The 17,490-nt window shown below is 71.2% G+C and carries 18 protein-coding genes; 10 read left to right on the top strand and 8 right to left on the bottom strand.

Annotated elements, in window-relative coordinates:
- The coding region (locus tag JS521_RS24640) for a DUF2510 domain-containing protein (protein WP_239487773.1) at positions 1–940 on the bottom strand (940 nt) is incomplete at its 3' end.
- A gap of 270 nt (positions 941–1,210) precedes the next feature.
- On the opposite strand from JS521_RS24640, the gene JS521_RS24635 reads away from it, so the two are divergent.
- A complete protein-coding gene (locus JS521_RS24635) occupies positions 1,211–1,693 on the top strand; it encodes an SsgA family sporulation/cell division regulator (RefSeq protein ID WP_032771409.1) in 483 nt (160 codons plus the stop codon).
- A gap of 22 nt (positions 1,694–1,715) precedes the next feature.
- On the opposite strand, the gene JS521_RS24630 is transcribed toward JS521_RS24635, so the two are convergent.
- A complete protein-coding gene (locus JS521_RS24630; RefSeq protein WP_205085127.1) occupies positions 1,716–3,083 on the bottom strand; it encodes an FAD-binding oxidoreductase in 1,368 nt (455 codons plus the stop codon).
- A 98-nt stretch (positions 3,084–3,181) separates the two neighbouring features.
- Here JS521_RS24630 and JS521_RS24625 point away from each other — a divergent pair, with 98 nt between their 5' ends.
- The gene (locus tag JS521_RS24625; RefSeq protein ID WP_205085126.1) at positions 3,182–4,882 is read left to right on the top strand and encodes a tetratricopeptide repeat protein; all 1,701 of its coding nucleotides are present in this window, start codon (positions 3,182–3,184) and stop codon (positions 4,880–4,882) included.
- Between the two features lie 59 nt (positions 4,883–4,941).
- Here the strand turns inward: JS521_RS24625 and hppD are convergent, their stop codons facing one another.
- Positions 4,942–6,087, bottom strand: a complete 1,146-nt coding sequence (gene hppD / locus JS521_RS24620) for a 4-hydroxyphenylpyruvate dioxygenase (RefSeq protein WP_010062083.1) — start codon at positions 6,085–6,087, stop codon at positions 4,942–4,944.
- Positions 6,088–6,209: 122 nt separating this feature from the next.
- Here hppD and JS521_RS24615 point away from each other — a divergent pair, with 122 nt between their 5' ends.
- The 8 genes from JS521_RS24615 to JS521_RS24580 all read left to right on the top strand — a co-directional run bounded on the left by JS521_RS24615 (position 6,210) and on the right by JS521_RS24580 (position 12,778).
- A complete protein-coding gene (locus tag JS521_RS24615) occupies positions 6,210–6,707 on the top strand; it encodes an Lrp/AsnC family transcriptional regulator (protein ID WP_205085125.1) in 498 nt (165 codons plus the stop codon).
- Positions 6,708–6,723: 16 nt separating this feature from the next.
- A complete protein-coding gene (locus tag JS521_RS24610) occupies positions 6,724–7,371 on the top strand; it encodes an ABC transporter permease (protein ID WP_205085124.1) in 648 nt (215 codons plus the stop codon).
- Positions 7,364–8,632: a betaine/proline/choline family ABC transporter ATP-binding protein gene (locus JS521_RS24605; RefSeq protein WP_205085123.1), complete on the top strand. Its 1,269-nt coding sequence runs from the start codon at positions 7,364–7,366 to the stop codon at positions 8,630–8,632. The genes JS521_RS24610 and JS521_RS24605 overlap by 8 nt, the downstream gene beginning before the upstream one ends.
- On the top strand, positions 8,629–9,498 hold the full coding sequence (locus JS521_RS24600; protein WP_205085122.1) for an ABC transporter permease: 870 nt from the start codon (positions 8,629–8,631) through the stop codon (positions 9,496–9,498). The genes JS521_RS24605 and JS521_RS24600 overlap by 4 nt, the downstream gene beginning before the upstream one ends.
- A 2-nt stretch (positions 9,499–9,500) precedes the next feature.
- Complete coding sequence (locus JS521_RS24595) at positions 9,501–10,481, top strand: glycine betaine ABC transporter substrate-binding protein (protein ID WP_504740022.1); 981 nt, start codon at positions 9,501–9,503, stop codon at positions 10,479–10,481.
- A 62-nt stretch (positions 10,482–10,543) separates the two neighbouring features.
- A complete protein-coding gene (locus JS521_RS24590; protein WP_205085121.1) occupies positions 10,544–11,179 on the top strand; it encodes an ArsR/SmtB family transcription factor in 636 nt (211 codons plus the stop codon).
- A 46-nt stretch (positions 11,180–11,225) separates the two neighbouring features.
- Complete coding sequence (locus JS521_RS24585; RefSeq protein WP_205085120.1) at positions 11,226–11,429, top strand: hypothetical protein; 204 nt, start codon at positions 11,226–11,228, stop codon at positions 11,427–11,429.
- Positions 11,430–11,455: 26 nt separating this feature from the next.
- Positions 11,456–12,778 carry an MFS transporter gene (locus tag JS521_RS24580; protein WP_205085119.1) on the top strand — a complete coding sequence of 441 codons (1,323 nt, stop codon included), beginning with the start codon at positions 11,456–11,458 and terminating at the stop codon, positions 12,776–12,778.
- Here JS521_RS24580 and JS521_RS24575 read toward each other — a convergent pair.
- From JS521_RS24575 to JS521_RS24555, 5 genes are all read right to left on the bottom strand, one after another.
- Positions 12,738–13,526: a S16 family serine protease gene (locus JS521_RS24575; RefSeq protein WP_205085118.1), complete on the bottom strand. Its 789-nt coding sequence runs from the start codon at positions 13,524–13,526 to the stop codon at positions 12,738–12,740. The genes JS521_RS24580 and JS521_RS24575 overlap by 41 nt on opposite strands.
- 108 nt (positions 13,527–13,634) lie before the next feature.
- Complete coding sequence (locus JS521_RS24570; RefSeq protein ID WP_205085117.1) at positions 13,635–14,279, bottom strand: IclR family transcriptional regulator; 645 nt, start codon at positions 14,277–14,279, stop codon at positions 13,635–13,637.
- A 525-nt stretch (positions 14,280–14,804) separates the two neighbouring features.
- A complete protein-coding gene (locus tag JS521_RS24565) occupies positions 14,805–16,589 on the bottom strand; it encodes a DEAD/DEAH box helicase (protein WP_205085116.1) in 1,785 nt (594 codons plus the stop codon).
- A gap of 156 nt (positions 16,590–16,745) precedes the next feature.
- Entirely contained in the window at positions 16,746–17,129 is a 384-nt protein-coding gene (locus JS521_RS24560) for a type II toxin-antitoxin system death-on-curing family toxin (protein ID WP_205085115.1), read from the bottom strand.
- Positions 17,129–17,326 carry a CopG family transcriptional regulator gene (locus JS521_RS24555; RefSeq protein ID WP_372448613.1) on the bottom strand — a complete coding sequence of 66 codons (198 nt, stop codon included), beginning with the start codon at positions 17,324–17,326 and terminating at the stop codon, positions 17,129–17,131. The genes JS521_RS24560 and JS521_RS24555 overlap by 1 nt, the downstream gene beginning before the upstream one ends.
- Positions 17,327–17,490 lie beyond the last annotated feature (164 nt).

Below are 17,490 nucleotides of genomic sequence, written 5' to 3'. Positions count from 1 at the left end.
GTTCCGGTCGTTCTGCGGGGGCGGCGGGAGTTTGGACCGGTCCCTGGCGTGCTTCCTGCGGGGCCGGAGCCGGAGCAGCCGGGGCCGGTGCGGGGGCGGGTGCCGGTGCGGGAGTCAGCGGCTGCACTGCTTGCTGCGGCAGCTGGGCCTGCTGAGAGTGCTGTGCCTGCTGATGGTTCTGCGCCGGCTGAGAGTGCTGGGCGTGCTGGGCCTGTGCCGGAAGCGCCCGGGGCGCCGGGGCCGGCGCAAGGCTGTTCTGCGCCGCGCCCACGTTCTGCGGTCCCTGCGGCGTACCGGTGTTCGACGGTGCCGGTCCTGGCGGTACGTCACCGGCCCCCGGGGCGTTCCCCCGTACCGCGTTCGACCGCGGCCCCACCGCGCGGATCGTGACCGTGCCGTCCGTCGGCGGACGCGTCCCGGCCTCCTCGGCGGGTCGGCCGCCGCCGCCCTCCCGCATCCCCGGCAGCGCCCCGCCGGTCGGGTCCTGGGACAGCGGCGCCCTCGGGTCGGCCTGCGGCGTCGGCCGTCCGGGGCCTGCGGGCTCCTGTCCCGGGCCGCCCCACTCGACCCGGCGGTCCCGTTCGCCGCCGAACCCGTTCTGGCGTGCGGCGTCCGCCTGCCAGACCGACGCGCCGTCAGCGGGCCCCGCCGCCCGGTCCGCGACGGGTGGGCCGGCGGCCGGCGAGGCCCCCGGCGCGTCCTGGAGGCCGTCCTCCTCGTCGAAGAAGATCGGCCCGGTCTCCTCCACCGGGGCGGTCTGCGCACCGGCCGCCGGGGCCGGGGCGGTCGCGGCCGGTCCGGCCTGCCGGGGCGCGGGCCGGCTCGTACCGGGAACCCAGGAGGCGCCGTTCCAGTACCGGACGTAGCCGGGGATGGAGGGGTCGGGGTAGTAGCCCTCGCGGGGGCTTTCGTCACCGGGTGCCGGAGTTGGCGCGCTCATCAGCGGATCCCGTATCTCTTCGAGGCCTCAGGCCGTCCCCGCCGGGCGGGCGGACGGCCTCAATACAAGGGTCCACATCTATCAGACAGCCGCCCGCCCCCGGGCCGGTCCACCTGTTTGGGCCCCTTTCGGGACGGCTTTCGGGACGGCTTCCGCGATGGCCCGAAGTTTTTTCGAGAAGTCGCGTAATAGGTGGCGGGGAGGGCGCTCTCTCCTTGTGCGGGACGGTCACGGGACCGGCCCATGAGCACCGGAAGGTCGTGCATTCCCATGATGAGCATCGTGGAACGTGAGCTGGAGCTGAAGCTGGTCCTGTCCCCCGAGCGGTCCATCCCGGTGCCCGCCCGGCTGACGTACCGGACGAACGACCCGTACGCCGTGCACATCGCCTTCCACATCGGCTCCGAGTCGCCGGTGCACTGGACGTTCGCCCGGGAGCTGCTGGTGGAGGGCGTGTTCCGGCCGTGCGGGCACGGGGACGTGCGGATCTGGCCGACGAAGGTCGCGGGCCGCAGCGTCATCTGCGTGGCCCTCACCTCCCCCGACGGCAACGCCCTGCTGGAGGTGCCCTCCGCCGCAGTGGCCGCCTGGGTGGAGCGGACCCTGCGGGTGGTGCCGCCGGGCACCGAGAGCGACCGGCTGGGGATGGACGAGGCGCTGGCGGAGCTGCTGGCCCCGCTGCCGGCCGACGACCTGTGGCTGAGCGACCCGTGGGCGGCCGACGAGTCGCCGTCCCAGGACGGTGAGGTGTGAAAACCCCTGGCAGAAGCGGGGGTCAGAAGAGCTTGCCGGGGTTGAGGAGGCCGAGCGGGTCGAAGGCGGCCTTGATGGAGCGCTGGAGTTCGACGCCGGTCTCGCCCAGTTCGCGGGCGAGCCACTCCTTCTTGAGGACGCCGACGCCGTGTTCGCCGGTGATGGTTCCGCCGAGCTCCAGACCGAGCGCCATGATGGCGTCGAAGGATTCGCGGGCCCGGCGGGACTCGTCGGGGTCCTGGTGGTCGAAGCAGACGACGGGGTGGGTGTTGCCGTCGCCCGCGTGGGCGCAGACGCCGATCGTGAGGTCGTACTCCTCGGCGATGGCCGCCGTGCCCGCGAGCATCGCGCCGAGCCGGGAGCGCGGTACGCACACGTCGTCGATCATCGTGGCGGACTTGACGGTCTCCAGGGCGGTGAGCGACATCCGGCGGGCCTGGAGGAGGAGTTCGGACTCGGCGGGGTTGTCCGCGGGGACCACCTCGGTGGCCCCGGCGGCGGTGCACAGCTCGCCGACCGCGGCCAGATCGGCGGACGGGTCGGGGGTGTCGAAGGCGCAGAGGAGGAGCGCCTCGGTGGTCTCGGGCAGGCCCATGGAGGCCATCGCGTTGACGGCACGCACGGTCGTACGGTCCATCAGTTCGAGGAGTGACGGGGTGTGACCGCGCTCCATGATCCGGCACACAGCGTCACAGGCGGTGGCTGCCGAGGGGAACTCGGCGGCGAGGACGAGCTGCTGCGGCGGCTGCGGTTTGAGCGCGAGGACGGCCTTGACGACGATCCCGAGGCTGCCCTCGGAGCCGACGAAGAGCCGGGTCAGGTCGTATCCGGCGACGCCCTTTGCGGTGCGGCGGCCGGTGGTCAGGAGCCGCCCGTCGGCGAGGACGACCTCCAGACCGAGGACGTATTCGGCGGTGACCCCGTACTTCACGCAGCACAGCCCGCCGGACGCGGTGCCGATGTTGCCGCCGATGGTGCACGTCTCCCAGCTGGAGGGATCCGGCGGGTAGTACAGACCGTGTTCGTTGACCGCGCGTGAGAGCACCGCGTTGACGACGCCCGGTTCGACGACGGCGATCCGGTCGACCGGGCTGATCTCCAGGATCCGGTCCATCTTCACCAGGGAGAGCACGATGCAGCCGTCCGAGGCGTTGGCCGCGCCGGAGAGGCCGGTACGGGCGCCCTGCGGGACGACCGGGACGCGCAGCGCGGTGGCGGTGCGCATGACGTGCTGGACCTGCTCGACCGTGCGCGGGAGCACGACGACGGCCGGGGTGCCGGCCTCGCAGAAGCTCGCCATGTCGTGGGCGTAGGACGCGGTGACGTCCGGATCGGTGATCAGCGCCTCGGGAGGCAGTCCCGCGCGCAGCCGTTCGAGGAGATCGCTCATGATCCAAGCGTGTCACCCGGGGCCAATGGTGTGAACCCGTGGGCGGGGGGCGATCCCAAGGCGCGGTGTGCTCGTATGACTGACGCAGAGTGATGGCCATGGATGTCATGCCGCAGCAGGATCCGGAGTCCCGTCGGCCGCCCGAGCCGTCCCCCGAGGACCCGTACGTGCTGCCCGTCGAAGGCGCCACCGCCGTACCCCCGCCGCCGCCCACCCTGCGGACGACGCTGCGCCGGGCCGCGTTCGGCGCGGCGGCCGCCGGGCTGCTGCTGGCCGGGGCGCTGGCGGCGGGGGACGACGGGGTCGGCGACGGGCCGAAGGAGCCGGGGCCGGGCGAGCGGGCCGAGGCCGCGGCGACCGCGGGCTCCCCGGCCTCGCTCTCGGACCTCACCGCGCTGATCGGGGACCGGCAGAAGTGGGTGGAGTCCCACCCGAAGGACGCGCCATCCCTGGCGACGCTCGGCACGGCGTACGTGGAGTGGGCGCGGCGGTCGGCGGACACGGCGTACTACGCCCGCGCCGAACAGGCCCTGAAGCGGTCGCTGGAGGCGCAGCCGGGCGAGCGCGGCAACGGGGAGGCGTGGGTGGGGCTCGCGGCCCTGGCCAACGCCCGGCACGACTTCCTCGCGGCGAAGCGGTGGGGCGAGACGGTGAAGAAGCAGCAGCCGAAGGCCTGGAGCGTGTACCCGGTCCTCATCGACGCCTACACCGGGCTCGGCGACCGGAAGGCGGCGACCGCGGCGACGGAGACGTTCGGCGAGCTGCGCAAGGGCGTGCCCGCGCTGGCCCGTACCGCCGACCTCTACCGGGGCAACGGCTGGCGCGAGGACGCGCTGGCCACCGCCCGGGAGGCGGCCGACCGGGCGACGCAGCCCGCCGAGAAGGCCGAGGCGCTGCACCGGCTGGGCGAGCTGGCCTGGGAGCGGGGCGAACCGGAGGAGGCGGTGGCGCAGTTCGACGCGGCACTGCGCACGGACGCCGGTCATCACGCCTCGCTGGCGGGCAAGGCCCGGGCGCTGGCGGCGCTGGACCGCACCGACGAGGCGCTGGCCGCGTACCAGAGCGCGCTGGAGAAGCTGCCGCGCCCGCAGTACGCGCTGGAACTGGGCGAGCTGTACGAGTCGCTGGGGCTGGACGGGGACGCCCGCACCCAGTACGCGAAGCTGCGGGAGATGGTGGCCGCGGCGAAGGAGGACGGGGTCGACGAGTCCCTGGTGCTGGCCCGGTTCGAGGCGGACCACGGGGATCCGGCGGCGGCGGTGGAGCTGCTGCGGGCCCAGTGGCGGGGGCAGCACCGGAGTGCGGCGGTGGCGGACGCGCTGGGCTGGGCGCTGCACCGGGCGGGGAAGTCGGAGGAGGGGCTGGAGTACGCGCAGCGGGCCGCCGACACGGGTGTGCGGAACGCCTCGTACGCGTACCACCTGGGCGTGATCCAGCGGGAACTGGCGGACTACGGTCCGGCGCGCCGGAATCTGGAGCAGGCCGTGCGCACCGACCCGGCCTTCTCGCCGCTCGCCGCGCCGCTGGCCCGGGAGGCGCTGGACGCGCTGGGCGAGCCGCCGCCGGGCGGGCCGGGCGACATGCCGCCGCCGCCCCCCCCGCCGCCCCCCCCGGCGCCGAAGCCGACGAAGAAGCCGGAGCAGGAGAAGAAGCCCGAGGCCCCGGCCCCGGCTCCGTCCCGTACGGCCCCCTCGAAGTCCCCGTCGCCCTCCGCGTCGAAGGAAGCCGGGGAGGCGAAGAAGCCGGAGGGTGACGAGGCCGAGGCGGGCAGCGCGGCCCCGGCGGCGACGGGCGCGTAGCGGAGCCCGTACAGCGGGAGGCGTGCACGGCGGCGTCTTTTGCCCCCCGAAGGCGCAGGTCAGAGGTTGCCGCGCTTCTCCTGCTCGCGCTCGATCGCCTCGAACAGGGCCTTGAAGTTGCCCTTGCCGAAGCCCATGGAGCCGTGGCGCTCGATCATCTCGAAGAAGACGGTCGGGCGGTCCTGGACCGGCTTGGTGAAGATCTGCAGCAGGTAGCCGTCCTCGTCGCGGTCGACGAGGATCTTCAGCTCGCGCAGGGTCTCGACCGGAACCCGGGTCTCGCCGGCCCACTCGCCGAGGGTGTCGTAGTACGAGTCGGGGGTGTCCAGGAACTGCACACCGGCGGCGCGCATCGAGCGGACCGTGGAGACGATGTCGTTGGTGGCGAGCGCGATGTGCTGGACGCCGGCGCCGCCGTAGAACTCCAGGTACTCGTCGATCTGCGACTTCTTCTTCGCGATCGCCGGCTCGTTGATCGGGAACTTGACCTTGAGCGTGCCGTCGGCGACGACCTTCGACATCAGGGCGGAGTATTCGGTGGCGATGTCGTCGCCCACGAACTCCTTCATGTTGGTGAAGCCCATGACCTCGTTGTAGAAGCCGACCCACTCGTTCATCCGGCCGAGCTCGACGTTGCCGACGCAGTGGTCGATGGCCTGGAAGGTCCGCTTGGCCGGCGGCTCGACGATCGGCTTGGCAGCGGCGAACCCGGGGAGGTAGGGGCCGTCGTAGCCGGAGCGCTCCACCAGGGTGTGGCGGGTCTTGCCGTACGTGGCGATGGCCGCGAGGACGACGGTGCCGTGCTCGTCCTTGACCTCGTGCGGCTCGGTGATGCCGCGCGCGCCGTGCTCGACGGCGTACGCGTACGCGGCGCGGGCGTCCGGGACCTCGATGGCGAGGTCGACGACCCCGTCGCCGTGCGCGGCGACGTGGTCGGAGAGGAAGGTGCCCCACTCGGTGGACGCCTTGATCACGGAGGTGAAGACGAAGCGGGCCGCGCCGTTGGTCAGGACGTAACTCGCGGTCTCGCGGCTGCCGTTCTCCGGTCCGGAGTAGGCCACGAGTTTCATGCCGAAGGCGGTCGAGTAGTAGTGCGCGGCCTGCTTGGCGTTGCCCACGGCGAAGACGACCGCGTCCATTCCCTTGACCGGGAAGCGGTCGGCCTGCGCTGCGGTGTCAGGGCTGGTGTGCAGAGTCTCAGTCATGTTCGAAGGCTCTCCCCGCATCGCAAGGTGCGCAATAGTTTGTGCATTCACTGGTCAATCTGTGCAGCCGATAGCCATGATGGCCGGACTATCTGTACAGGGTGACCACCGAAGGCGGGTTCATGGCGATCGATCATCTGGACGGCCGGCTCATCGTGCTGCTCGCACGTGAGCCGCGTATCGGCGTCCTCGAAGCATCCCGGCGGCTCGGGGTGGCGCGCGGGACCGTGCAGGCGCGGCTGGACCGCCTTCAGTCGAATGGCGTCATCCGGGGGTTCGGCCCGGACGTGGATCCGGCGGCGCTCGGCTATCCGGTGACCGCGTTCGCCACGCTGGAGATCAAACAGGGCCAAGGAGCCGACGTACGGGCGCATTTGGGCGGTGTACCGGAGGTGCTGGAACTGCACACCACGACGGGCCACGGGGACATGCTGTGCCGGCTCGTCGCCCGTTCCAACGCCGATCTTCAGCGGGTGATCGACCGGGTTGTCGGATTTGATGGCATTGTCCGGGCCTCCACGGCGATCGTCATGGAAAACCCGGTTCCGCTGCGGATCATCCCGCTGGTGGAACAGGCGGCCGAGGACACCGACCGATTCGAGGGCCCGGGACGCCATTGAGCCGAGGGAGTGCCGTGTGAGCTTCTGGGAGTATCTGAACACCCGCCACCAGCAGCTCCTCACGGACGCGTTCCAGCACGTCAGCGCGGTCTTCCAGTGCATGGTCATCGCCACCGTGCTGGGCGTGGTCATCGGGGTGGTGAGCTACCGCAGCGGCTGGGGCGGCTCGCTGGCCATCACCTCCACAGCGACGATCCTGACCATCCCGTCCCTCGCCGCGATCGGTCTGCTGATCCCGCTGGTCGGCCTCGGTGTCGCCCCGACCGTGATCACCCTGACGCTGTACGGGCTGCTGCCGATCGTCCGGAACTCCATCGTCGGGCTGCGCGGCGTCGACCCGTCGCTGGTCGACGCGGCGACGGGCATCGGGATGTCGCGCACGGCGCGGCTGTGCCGAGTGGAGCTGCCGCTGGCCTGGCCGCCGATCCTGACCGGGATCCGGGTCTCCACGCAGATGCTGATGGGCATCGCCGCCATCGCCGCGTACGCCTCCGGGCCCGGCCTCGGCAACGAGATCTTCCGGGGCATCGCCTCGCTGGGCAGCGCCAACGCGATCAACCAGGTCCTCGCGGGCACGCTCGGCATCGTCGTCCTCGCCCTGCTCTTCGACGCCGCGTACGTCCTGCTGGGACGGCTGACCATCCCGAGGGGGATCCGTGCCTGAGACCGAGACCGGCGCCGTGGCTGTGGAGGAGGGGTCCGAGGCCACCTCCGGGGCCACCATCCAGCTGGAGAACCTCACCAAGAAGTACCCGGGCACCCCGAACCCGGCCGTCGAGAACGTCTCGATGGAGATCAAGGCGGGCGAGACGGTCATCTTCGTCGGCCCTTCCGGATGCGGGAAGTCCACGACGCTGAAGATGATCAACCGGCTGATCGAGCCGACCTCGGGCCGGATCCGGATCGGCGACGAGGACGTCACGGACATCGACCCGGTGAAGCTGCGCCGCAAGATCGGGTACGCCATCCAGTCCTCCGGCCTCTTCCCGCACATGACGGTCGCCGACAACATCGCGCTGGTCCCGAAGATGGTCGGCTGGTCCAAGTCCCGGGTGAAGGACCGGGTGGAGGAGATGCTCGACCTGGTGGGCCTGGACCCGCGCGAGTTCCACGGCCGCTATCCGCGCCAGCTCTCCGGCGGGCAGCAGCAGCGGGTGGGCGTGGCACGGGCGCTGGCAGCCGACCCTCCCGTGCTCCTGATGGACGAGCCGTTCGGAGCGGTCGACCCGATCACCCGCGACCACCTCCAGGACGAGCTGATCCGGCTCCAGCACGAGCTGCACAAGACGATCGTGTTCGTCACCCACGACTTCGACGAGGCGATCAAGCTGGGCGACCGGATCGCCGTACTGCGGGAGCGCTCGCACATCGCGCAGTTCGACACCCCCGAGGCGATCCTGACCAACCCCACGGACGACTTCGTCTCCGGTTTCGTCGGCGCGGGCGCGGCCCTGAAGCGGCTCAACCTCACCCGCGTACGGGACGTGGGCATCGCGGAATTCCCGACGGTGACGGTCGAGGACCCGCTCCAGACCATCTTCAACAAGCTGCGCAACGGCCCGCACAACGAGCTGCTGATGCTGGACCGGCAGAACCGCCCGTACAAGTGGCTGCGGCGCGGCGACCTGATGCGGGCGCGCGGTTCGCTGGCGCGGGCCGGGCAGTTGGTGCACGACACGGTGACCCGGGACGCCACGCTGCACGACGCGCTGGAGGCGGTGCTGACCGACAGCGGCGGGCGGGTCGCGGTGACCGGGCGGCGGGGCGAGTTCATCGGGGTCGTCGACATGAAGACGCTGATGGACAACGTGCAGGAGCTGCTGGAGGCCGACCGGCTGACCGCGATGGAGCACCAGCACGAGCTGGAGGAGCAGCGCGTCCACCAGACGGAGCAGGAGCTGGAGGGGGGTGGCAGCGGAGTATGAGCCCCAGCCACCCGTCAGGCTCCGGCAAGGGCCCGGCCACCCCGACCAGGCCGCCGGGCGAACACGACGTCAAGGGCCACGCGTTCCACGACGAGGAGAGCGACCCCTCCCCCGCCCCGGCCGCGCCGGAGCGCCGGATCACCTGGCGGAAACTGGTGCTCCTGCCGGCGGTGCTGGTGGTCATCCTGGCGATCACGTACGTCTGGATCACCAACATCCACCTGGACTCGATCGCGGAGAACTCGCTGACCGGCGGCAACGTACAGCTGCGCTGGTGGCAGCATGTACGGCTGACGGCGATCTCCACGTTCTGGGTGCTGATCATCGCGATCCCGCTGGGCATCGCGCTGACCCGGCGGCGGCTGCGGAAGGCGGCCCCGGCGTTCACCGCGCTGGCCAACATCGGGCAGGCGACCCCGGCGATCGGTCTGCTGGCGCTGCTGGTGATCTGGCTGGGCATCGGGCCGCGTACGGCGATCATCGGCATCGTGATCTACGCGGTGCTGCCGGTGCTCTCCAACACGGTGGCGGGTCTGCGGGCGATCGAGCCGAACATGATCGAGGCGGCGCGCGGGATGGGGATGTCCGGGCGGGGTGTCCTGCTGAAGGTGGAGCTGCCGCTCGCGGTGCCGCTGATCCTGGCGGGGGTGCGTACGGCTCTGGTCCTGAACGTCGGCACGGCGACGCTGGCGACGTTCGGCGGAGGCGGCGGGCTCGGCGACCTGATCACCTCGGGGATCCAGACGCAGCGGATGCCGGTGCTGATCATCGGCTCGGTGCTGACGGTGGTGCTGGCGCTGCTGGTGGACTGGCTGGCCTCGCTGGCCGAACTGGCGCTGACGCCGCGCGGGCTGGAGGAGCGGTGAGGGTGACGACGTACGGTTTCGGGCGCGGGGCCCTGGTGGCCGTGTCCTTGGCGCTGCTGGTGGGCGGCTGCGGGCTGAAGAGCGGTTCGCCGATGGTGGACGACGTGTCGCCGGGCTCGGTCGGGCAGGGCGAGCCGCTCAAGGGCGCGACACTGACGGTGACCTCGAAGAACTTCAGCGAGAACATCATCCTGGGCCAGATGACCGGCCTGGTGTTCAAGGCGGCCGGGGCGGAGGTCCTGGACCGGACGAACCTGCCGGGCTCGATCAGCGCCCGCGAGGCCATCATCAACGGCGACGCCGACGCGCAGTGGGACTACACCGGCACCGGCTGGATCACCTTCCTGGGCCACGCGGACCCGATCATCGACCCGCAGAAGCAGTTCGAGGCGGTACGGGACGAGGACAAGGGCAACGGCGTGATCTGGCTGCCGCCGGCCCCGCTCGACAACACGTACGCGCTGGCCATCAGCAAGAAGAACAACGCGAAGTACAAGCTGAAGACCCTCTCCGACGTGGCGGCGCTGGCGAAGACGGACCCGGGAGCGGTGACGATCTGCGTGGAGAACGAGTTCGCCTCCCGCGACGACGGGCTGCCCGGCATGGAGAAGAAGTACGGGATGAAGATCCCGGCGGGCAACATCCAGAAGATGGACGCCGGGATCATCTACACCCAGGTGTCCCAGTCCAACTCCTGCCTGCTGGGCGAGGTGTTCACCACCGACGGCCGGATCAAGGCCATGAACCTGGACGTCCTGGAGGACGACAAGGACTTCTTCCCCAACTACAACGCGTCCCCGGTCGTCCACGAGGCCACCTTCGAGAAGTACCCGGTGATCGCGGAGCTGCTGGACCCGCTCGCGAAGAAGCTGACGACCGAGGTCGCGCAGACGCTGAACGCCAAGGTGGACGTGGACGGCGAGGATCCGCACGAGGTGGCCAAGGAGTGGCTGGTGGAGGAGGGGTTCATCGAGGAGGGGTGAGCCGGCGCCAAGAGTTGCAAAAAAGCGTTGCAAAGCCTCCTTTGCATCTCTACGGTTGAGGCATGCCGGAGAACGAGAACGCTCCTCAGGGCGAGACCGCCCCTCGCCCCTACCACCTGGGCGGCGACGACCGGAAGCTGCACACGGTCGACGCCCGCACCCTGCGCGCCATCGCGCACCCGCTGCGCATCCGCCTGCTGAACGCGCTCCGCGAGTTCGGCCCGGCGACCGCCTCGAAGCTGGGCGAGCGGCTGGGCGAGTCGAGCGGCGCGACCAGCTACCACCTGCGCCAACTGGCGGAATCCGGACTGGTCGAGGACGCGCCGGAGCTGGGCAAGGGGCGCGAGCGCTGGTGGCGGGCGATCCACGACGGCTCGACCTTCGACAGCGCCCACTTCCGGACGCACAACGACCCGGAGGTACGCGGAGCCATCGACGTCGTCCTGCACGAGACGGCCACCACCCACGCCCAGGAGCTGAACACCTGGCTGGGCACGATGGGCGAATGGCCTGAGGCGTGGCAGGAGAGCTGGGACCTGAGCGACTTCAAGATCCGCCTCACCCCGGAGCTCGCCCTGGAACTGTCCCGGAAGATGCACGAGCTGGTGGAGAGCTACCGGGGCACCGTCCCCGAGGACACCGAGGGCTCGGCCGTCGTCCGCACCCACCTCCACGCCTTCCCGCGCCCCTCCGAATGACCGCGCCGCACACCGTAACTCCCCACCGACTGAAGGGAAGCCCGTTATGCACGCCGACGTCCACCACCTCCTGCACGCGGCCGAGTCGGCCGAACTCCACTCCAAGGCGGTCGAGTTCCGCCTCCCCCGCACCAGCCTGCGTACCCGGGTCGGCTGGACCCTGGTCGAGGTCGGCCTGCGACTGACGGCCCAGAGCCGGGAGGCGGCCGCGGCCGCGCCCCGCGCCACCGCCGCCTTCCATCCGGCGTAGCCAACCACTCGGGGGAGGAAGAAACCATGGGGAACCGCACCCCGCTCGCCGCCACGCTCGCAGCCAACTCCATATCCACCGCAGGCACTTCACTGACCCTGATCGGCGTCCCCTGGTTCGTCCTGGAGACCACGGGCAGTGCGGGCCGGGCCGGCGTCGTCGCCTTCTGCGCCACCCTGCCGATCGTCGTCGCCGCGCTGATCGGCGGGCCGGTCATCGACCGGTTCGGCCGCCGTCGTACGGCCGTCGTGTCCGACGCCGTATGCGCGTCGGCCATCGCCGCGATCCCGCTGCTGCACTTCGCCGGCGTCCTCGACTTCTGGATGCTGTGCGCGCTGATGGCGCTGAACGGCTTCGCCCACACCCCGGGCAACACCGCGCGCTACGTCCTCATCCCGGACCTGGCCGAACACGCCGGCACCACGCTCGCCCGGGCCGCCAGCCTCTTCGACGCGGTCTCGCGCGGGGCCAGGATGGTCGGTGCGGCGCTGGCCGGGGTCCTCATCGCCTTCGTCGGCGCGGAGACGGTCCTGCTGCTGGACGCGGCGACGTTCGGCCTGTCCGCCCTGCTGGTCGCCGCAGGGGTACGGGGCGTGCGCGCGGCCGAGCCGCGGAAGGCGGAGGCCCCCATCTCGCTGCGCGCCTACGGCTCCGAACTCCGCGAGGGTTACGCCCACTTGCTGGGCAATCGGCTGCTGCTGGCGGTCGTGGTGATGGTGATGTTCATGAACGGCACCGACCAGGGCTGGAACGCGGTGCTGCTCCCCGTGCACGCCGGGAACGAGCTGGGCGGCGCACCCGCCATCGGGCTGCTCACCGCGATGTTCGGGGCGGGCGGCCTGGTGGGGGCCCTGCTGTACGGGGCGGTGGGACACCGGTTCTCGCGTCGGGCGGTGTTCACGGTGTGCGTGATCCTGTGCGGCGCACCGAGGTTCCTGGTCGCCGCGGCCACCGGGACGACGCTGCCGCTCGCGGTGACCATGCTGCTGGGCGGGATCGCGGGCGGCGTGCTGAACCCGATCCTGACGACGGTGATCTACGAGCGCGTGCCGGACCGGCTGCGCAGCCGGGTGTCGGGGGCGCTGACGGCGGGCTGCGAGTTCGCGATGCCGCTGGGCGGGCTCGCGGCCGGGCTGCTGGTGGCGGGCGCGGGGGCGACGGGGGCGCTGCTGGCGATGGGCGGGGTCTACTTCCTGGCGACTCTGAGCCCGCTGGTGTTCCCGTCCTGGCGGACGCTGGACGAGGGGCCGGGGGCGGAGGCCGTACAGAAGCCCGTACCGCAGACGCAGGCACCGGCACCGGCACCGGTCAGCAGCTCGGGACCTTCCCGCCCGACTCCAGGGCCTTGAGCGAGCCGACCGCGTCCTTCAGCGTGGAGACGGGCACGATCCGCAGCCCGTCGGGCGCCTCGGCCTCCGCCTGAGCGCACTCGGCCTTCGGTACGAGGAAGACGCGCGCCCCGTCGCGGTGGGCGCCCTGGACCTTCATCGACACCCCGCCGACCGCGCCGACCTCGCCGTCCGCGGTGATCGTCCCCGTACCGGCGATGGTGCGGCCGCCGGTGAGATCGCCGCCGGAGCCGTTGCCGTCGAGCTTGTCGATGATGCCGAGGGAGAGGAAGAGCCCGGCGCTCGGGCCGCCGATGTCGCCGAGGTCGACGGCCACCCGCATCGAGCCGGGGTCGCGGTCCAGGTAGTTCAGGGCGGCGTCGACGGCGACGTTCTGCGACTCCTTCATGTCGTCGAGGTTGTGCTTCTCGATCTCCTTCTCGGAGCCGCCGGTGGGGTAGACGGCGTCACGCGGCATGACCGCCCGGTCGGTCCGGAACCAGCTGTCGAACACCTCACCGATGCGGACGTCCGCCTTCGGCCCGGTGGCGAGGATCGTCGTCATCCGCAGCTGCCCGTCGGTGGGCCGGGTCTCGGCGCCGCTGATGGTGATCACCGGCCGCCCGTCGTCCTTGCCGAGCACGTCCGCGGTGACTCCGGGCCGCGCCAGGGTGAACGGCAGCGGCGCGAGGGCCGCCGTACCGAACAGGGCGAGGACGGGGAGCGCGCAGAGGGCGAGGACGCGGGGGCGCGAGAGACGAGAAGGCACGTACCCAATCTAACCGCCGCCCCGGAACGGGAACGCGCCAGGCGTACGCCGCCGGGCGCACGCTCCGACGCGTACACGTCCCCGGACCGGAGGTGTACGGCTGCCCGCCTACCGCAGCGCGTCCGCGACTTCCCGGGCGGCGTCGAGCACGCGGGGCCCGACCCGTTCCGGTACGGCGTCGGCGAGCATGACGACACCGACGCTGCCCTCCACGCCCGAGACCCCGACCAGGGGCGCGGCCGCCCCGCTGGCGCCGGCTTCGAGTTCGCCGTGGGTGAGGGTGTAGCCGGGGTGGCCGGACTCCGGCGTCTGCCGGGCGGACAGGATGGCCCGGCCCGCGGCGCCCCGGTCCAGGGGGTGACGGAAGCCGGCCCGGTAGGCGACGTGGTAGTCGGTCCAGGTGGGTTCGACCACGGCGACCGCGAGGGCGTCGCTGCCGTCGACGAGCGTGAGGTGGGCGGTGGCCCCTATGTCCTCGGCCAGGGAGCGCAGCGCGGGCAGCGCGGCCTCCCGGACGAGCGGGTGCACCTGGCGGCCGAGCCGCAGCACACCGAGGCCGACCCGGGCGCGGCCGCCCAGGTCGCGGCGTACCAGGGCGTGCTGCTCCAGGGTGGCGAGCAGCCGGTAGACGACGGTCCGGTTGACACCGAGCTTGTTGGACAGCTCGGTGACCGTCAGGCCGTGGTCGGTGTCGGCGAGCAGTTTGAGGACGCGCAGTCCTCGGTCGAGCGTCTGGGAAGTCTCCGCTGTCACGACGCCCTCTCCTCTTCGGGGTGAGCGACGACGGCCCTGCTCCGGAGGTTGCGACGCCGGTCCCAGCGGCGACGCACGGAGAGGCCGCCGGTCTGGCAAGGCACCGGCTGCGCTCCGCGGCGGCGTTGCCACGGGGCGTTCATATGGCGGGGACAGTAGCGAGCCGGTCCGCTCAGCGGAAGTCCTCGTCCAGAATCCGGTCTCCGGACACGGAGCCCCGAAACGACGCACGCATAAGGGCCGGTCAGCGGGACGGCGTCCGGTAAGCGAACATCTACGCGCGTTCACGTGTCACGACACGGTCGGGGCACCCCGTCCACGGATGTGAACCATCGTTAACAGCGTGTGAACGGACACGGGAGAAATTTCCCGGGCACGAGGCCCGGAAACACGGCCGGACTCCCGGGGAGGGCCGGTAACGCCGTCGGCCCGTACGGAGGCGGCAAGCTCCGTACGGGCCAACGGGAACGACGGGACGACGGGACGACGTAACGACGGGAACGACGGGAACGACCGACTGCGGGCTCACGTCATCCGGGTCGCCCACTCCTGGACCTTCGCGATGCGCGTCTGGATCTGGTGGGCCGTGGCCTCCGCGCTCGGCGGGCCGCCGCAGACCCGGCGCAGTTCGTTGTGGATCACGCCGTGGGGCTTGCCGCTCTGGTGGGTGTAGGCGGACACCATCGTGTTGAGCTGCTTGCGCAGGCTCAGCAGCTGCTTGTGGGTGACGACGGGCCGCGCCTCGGCGGGCTTCTCCAGGAGGTCGGCCTCCTCGGCCGGCTTCTGGCGGCTGTGCGCGATCTGCCGGCTCTGCCGCTTCTGGAGGAGGAGCTGCACCTGGTCGGGTTCGAGGAGCCCGGGGATGCCGAGGTAGTCCTGCTCCTCCTCACTGCCCGGGTGGGCCTGCATGCCGAACTCGGCGCCGTCGTACAGCACCCGGTCGAAGACGGCGTCGGACTCCAGCGCCTCGAAGGGCAGCTGCTCCTCGGTCTCCTCGTCCTCCAGCTTCTCCGCGTCGGCGAGGAGCTTGTCCTCCTCGGAGAACGGATTCTCCTCGTCGCTGCCCTTCTTCGGCTTGTCGAGGACGTGGTCGCGCTCGACCTCCATCTCGTTGGCGAAGTCGAGGAGCATCGGGATCGTCGGCACGAAGACGGACGCGGTCTCACCGCGCCTGCGGGAGCGCACGAAGCGGCCGACCGCCTGGGCGAAGAAGAGGGGCGTGGAGATGGTGGTCGCGTACACGCCGACGGCGAGCCGGGGCACGTCCACCCCCTCCGACACCATCCGCACCGCGACCATCCAGCGCGATTCGTCGCCGCTGAACTGGTCGATCTTCTTGGAGGCGGCCTTCTCGTCGGAGAGGACCACGGTGGGCGTCTCGCCGGTGACCTTCTTGAGGATCTTGGCGTACGAGCGGGCCGAGTCCTGGTCGGTGGCGATGACGAGGCCGCCCGCGTCGGGGATGCCCTTGCGGACCTCGGTGAGCCGCTTGTCGGCGGCGGCGAGCACGTTGGGGATCCACTCGCCGGTGGGCGCGAGCGCGGTGCGCCAGGCCTGCCCGATGGCGTCCTTGGTCATCGGCTCGCCGAGCCGGGCGGCGATCTCGTCCCCCGCCTTCGTACGCCAGCGCATGTTGCCGCTGTAGCTGAGGAAGATGACCGGGCGGACGACGCCGTCGGCGAGGGCGTTCCCGTACCCGTAGGTGTAGTCGGCGGAGGACCGGCGGATGCCGTCGTTGCCCTCCTCGTACTGGACGAACGGGATCGGGTTGGTGTCCGACCGGAACGGCGTACCGGTCAGGGCGAGCCGCCGGGTCGCCGGGTCGAACGCCTCCTGGCAGGCCTCGCCCCAGGACTTGGAGTCACCGGCGTGGTGGATCTCGTCGAGGATGACGAGCGTCTTGCGCTGCTCGCAGCGGTTGCGGTGCAGCATCGGGCGGACGCCGACACCGGCGTACGTCACGGCGACCCCGTGGTACTCCTTGCTCAGCGGACCGGCGCTGTAGTCGGGGTCGAGCTTGATCCCTATCCGGGCGGCCGCCTCCGCCCACTGCTTCTTGAGGTGCTCGGTCGGGGCGACGACGGTGATCTGCTGCACGACATGGTGGTGCAGCAGCCACGACGCGAGGGTCAGCGCGAACGTGGTCTTGCCGGCGCCGGGCGTCGCGACGGCGAGGAAGTCGCGCGGCTGCTCCTGGACGTACCTCTCCATGGCGCCTTGCTGCCAGGCTCGCAGCTTGTTGGCGGTGCCCCAGGGGGCACGGCCGGGGAAGGCGGGTGAGAGGTGGTGGGAGGCGGTGGTAGTAGTCACGGTCTCCGGTTCGGGGCTCTCGGGTACGTGGGGCGCTGCCGCTACCGGACCCGGCCCGAAGGGCCCGGCCCGCGATACGACAACCGGGCCACCTTACCGGGGGCCCGGTCGGGAACTCGTACGAACAGGCCGCACCGGGGGCGGACGAGACCGTGCTCACATCGCGTCGTGCAGAGCCCTCAGCCGCCCGGCGATCTGGTCCACGTCCTCAAGACTGCCCATGGCCACCTCGATGACGAGTTTGTACGCCTCGTCCTGGTCAACCTCGACCACGTCGGTCCCGTTGATGTCGAGGAATACGACCGTGGACATCCACGCCATGCGCTTGTTGCCGTCGACGAGGGGACGGTTCACGGCCAGCGACTGCAACAGCCCGGCGGCCTTCTGGAAGAGGTCGGTGTACGCCTCGACACCGAACATCTGCGACTGGGGGCGGTGGACCGCCGAGCTGAGCAGCCCGAGGTCACGCACGGGGACCTGCTGCCCCCCACAGGCGAGCTCCGCCAGGTCCAGGACTTCCTGGACCGTCAGGTACTTCACTACTCCCCCAGCCTCCGCAGCAGATCGGCGTGGCGCAACGCATACTTCGCACCGAGTCGTCGGACGGACTCCCGGTCGGCCTCGACCTCCAGATAGCGGTCGATCGCCTGAAGCACGATGGCGTGCATGCTGCGCCCCTCCTGCTCGGCACGGAGCTTCAGCGCCTCTTGCTGGTCCTCACGTATACGCAGGTTCATAGCCATACCAAAAAGGTACCGCTCATGGGACCACAACGGTACCGCTACTTCTCCCGTACGAGCACCCTCGTCGCCACCCACACGCCCACCAGCGCCACCCCCGCCATCGGCAGGAACACGGCCGCGAACGCGCCCGGGTGCGAGCCGGAGGCCCCCGCCTCCAC

The sequence above is a fragment of the Streptomyces durocortorensis genome, from assembly GCF_016901035.1.
In the GTDB taxonomy this organism is placed as follows: Bacteria; Actinomycetota; Actinomycetes; order Streptomycetales; family Streptomycetaceae; genus Streptomyces; species Streptomyces durocortorensis.
The sequence above is the reverse complement of the archived record's forward strand: the minus strand, read 5'-3'. Positions and strand labels throughout refer to the sequence as shown.

Bases quoted from the DNA above. Each gene is read 5' to 3' on its own strand.
- JS521_RS24635 (WP_032771409.1), top strand. From the start codon at position 1,211: ATGATGAGCATCGTGGAACGTGAGCTGGAGCTGAAGCTGGTCCTGTCC.
- JS521_RS24630 (WP_205085127.1), bottom strand. From the start codon at position 3,083: ATGAGCGATCTCCTCGAACGGCTGCGCGCGGGACTGCCTCCCGAGGCG.
- JS521_RS24625 (WP_205085126.1), top strand. From the start codon at position 3,182: ATGGATGTCATGCCGCAGCAGGATCCGGAGTCCCGTCGGCCGCCCGAG.
- hppD (WP_010062083.1), bottom strand. From the start codon at position 6,087: ATGACTGAGACTCTGCACACCAGCCCTGACACCGCAGCGCAGGCCGAC.
- JS521_RS24615 (WP_205085125.1), top strand. From the start codon at position 6,210: ATGGCGATCGATCATCTGGACGGCCGGCTCATCGTGCTGCTCGCACGT.
- JS521_RS24600 (WP_205085122.1), top strand. From the start codon at position 8,629: ATGAGCCCCAGCCACCCGTCAGGCTCCGGCAAGGGCCCGGCCACCCCG.
- JS521_RS24590 (WP_205085121.1), top strand. From the start codon at position 10,544: ATGCCGGAGAACGAGAACGCTCCTCAGGGCGAGACCGCCCCTCGCCCC.
- JS521_RS24585 (WP_205085120.1), top strand. From the start codon at position 11,226: ATGCACGCCGACGTCCACCACCTCCTGCACGCGGCCGAGTCGGCCGAA.
- JS521_RS24580 (WP_205085119.1), top strand. From the start codon at position 11,456: ATGGGGAACCGCACCCCGCTCGCCGCCACGCTCGCAGCCAACTCCATA.
- JS521_RS24555 (WP_372448613.1), bottom strand. From the start codon at position 17,326: ATGAACCTGCGTATACGTGAGGACCAGCAAGAGGCGCTGAAGCTCCGT.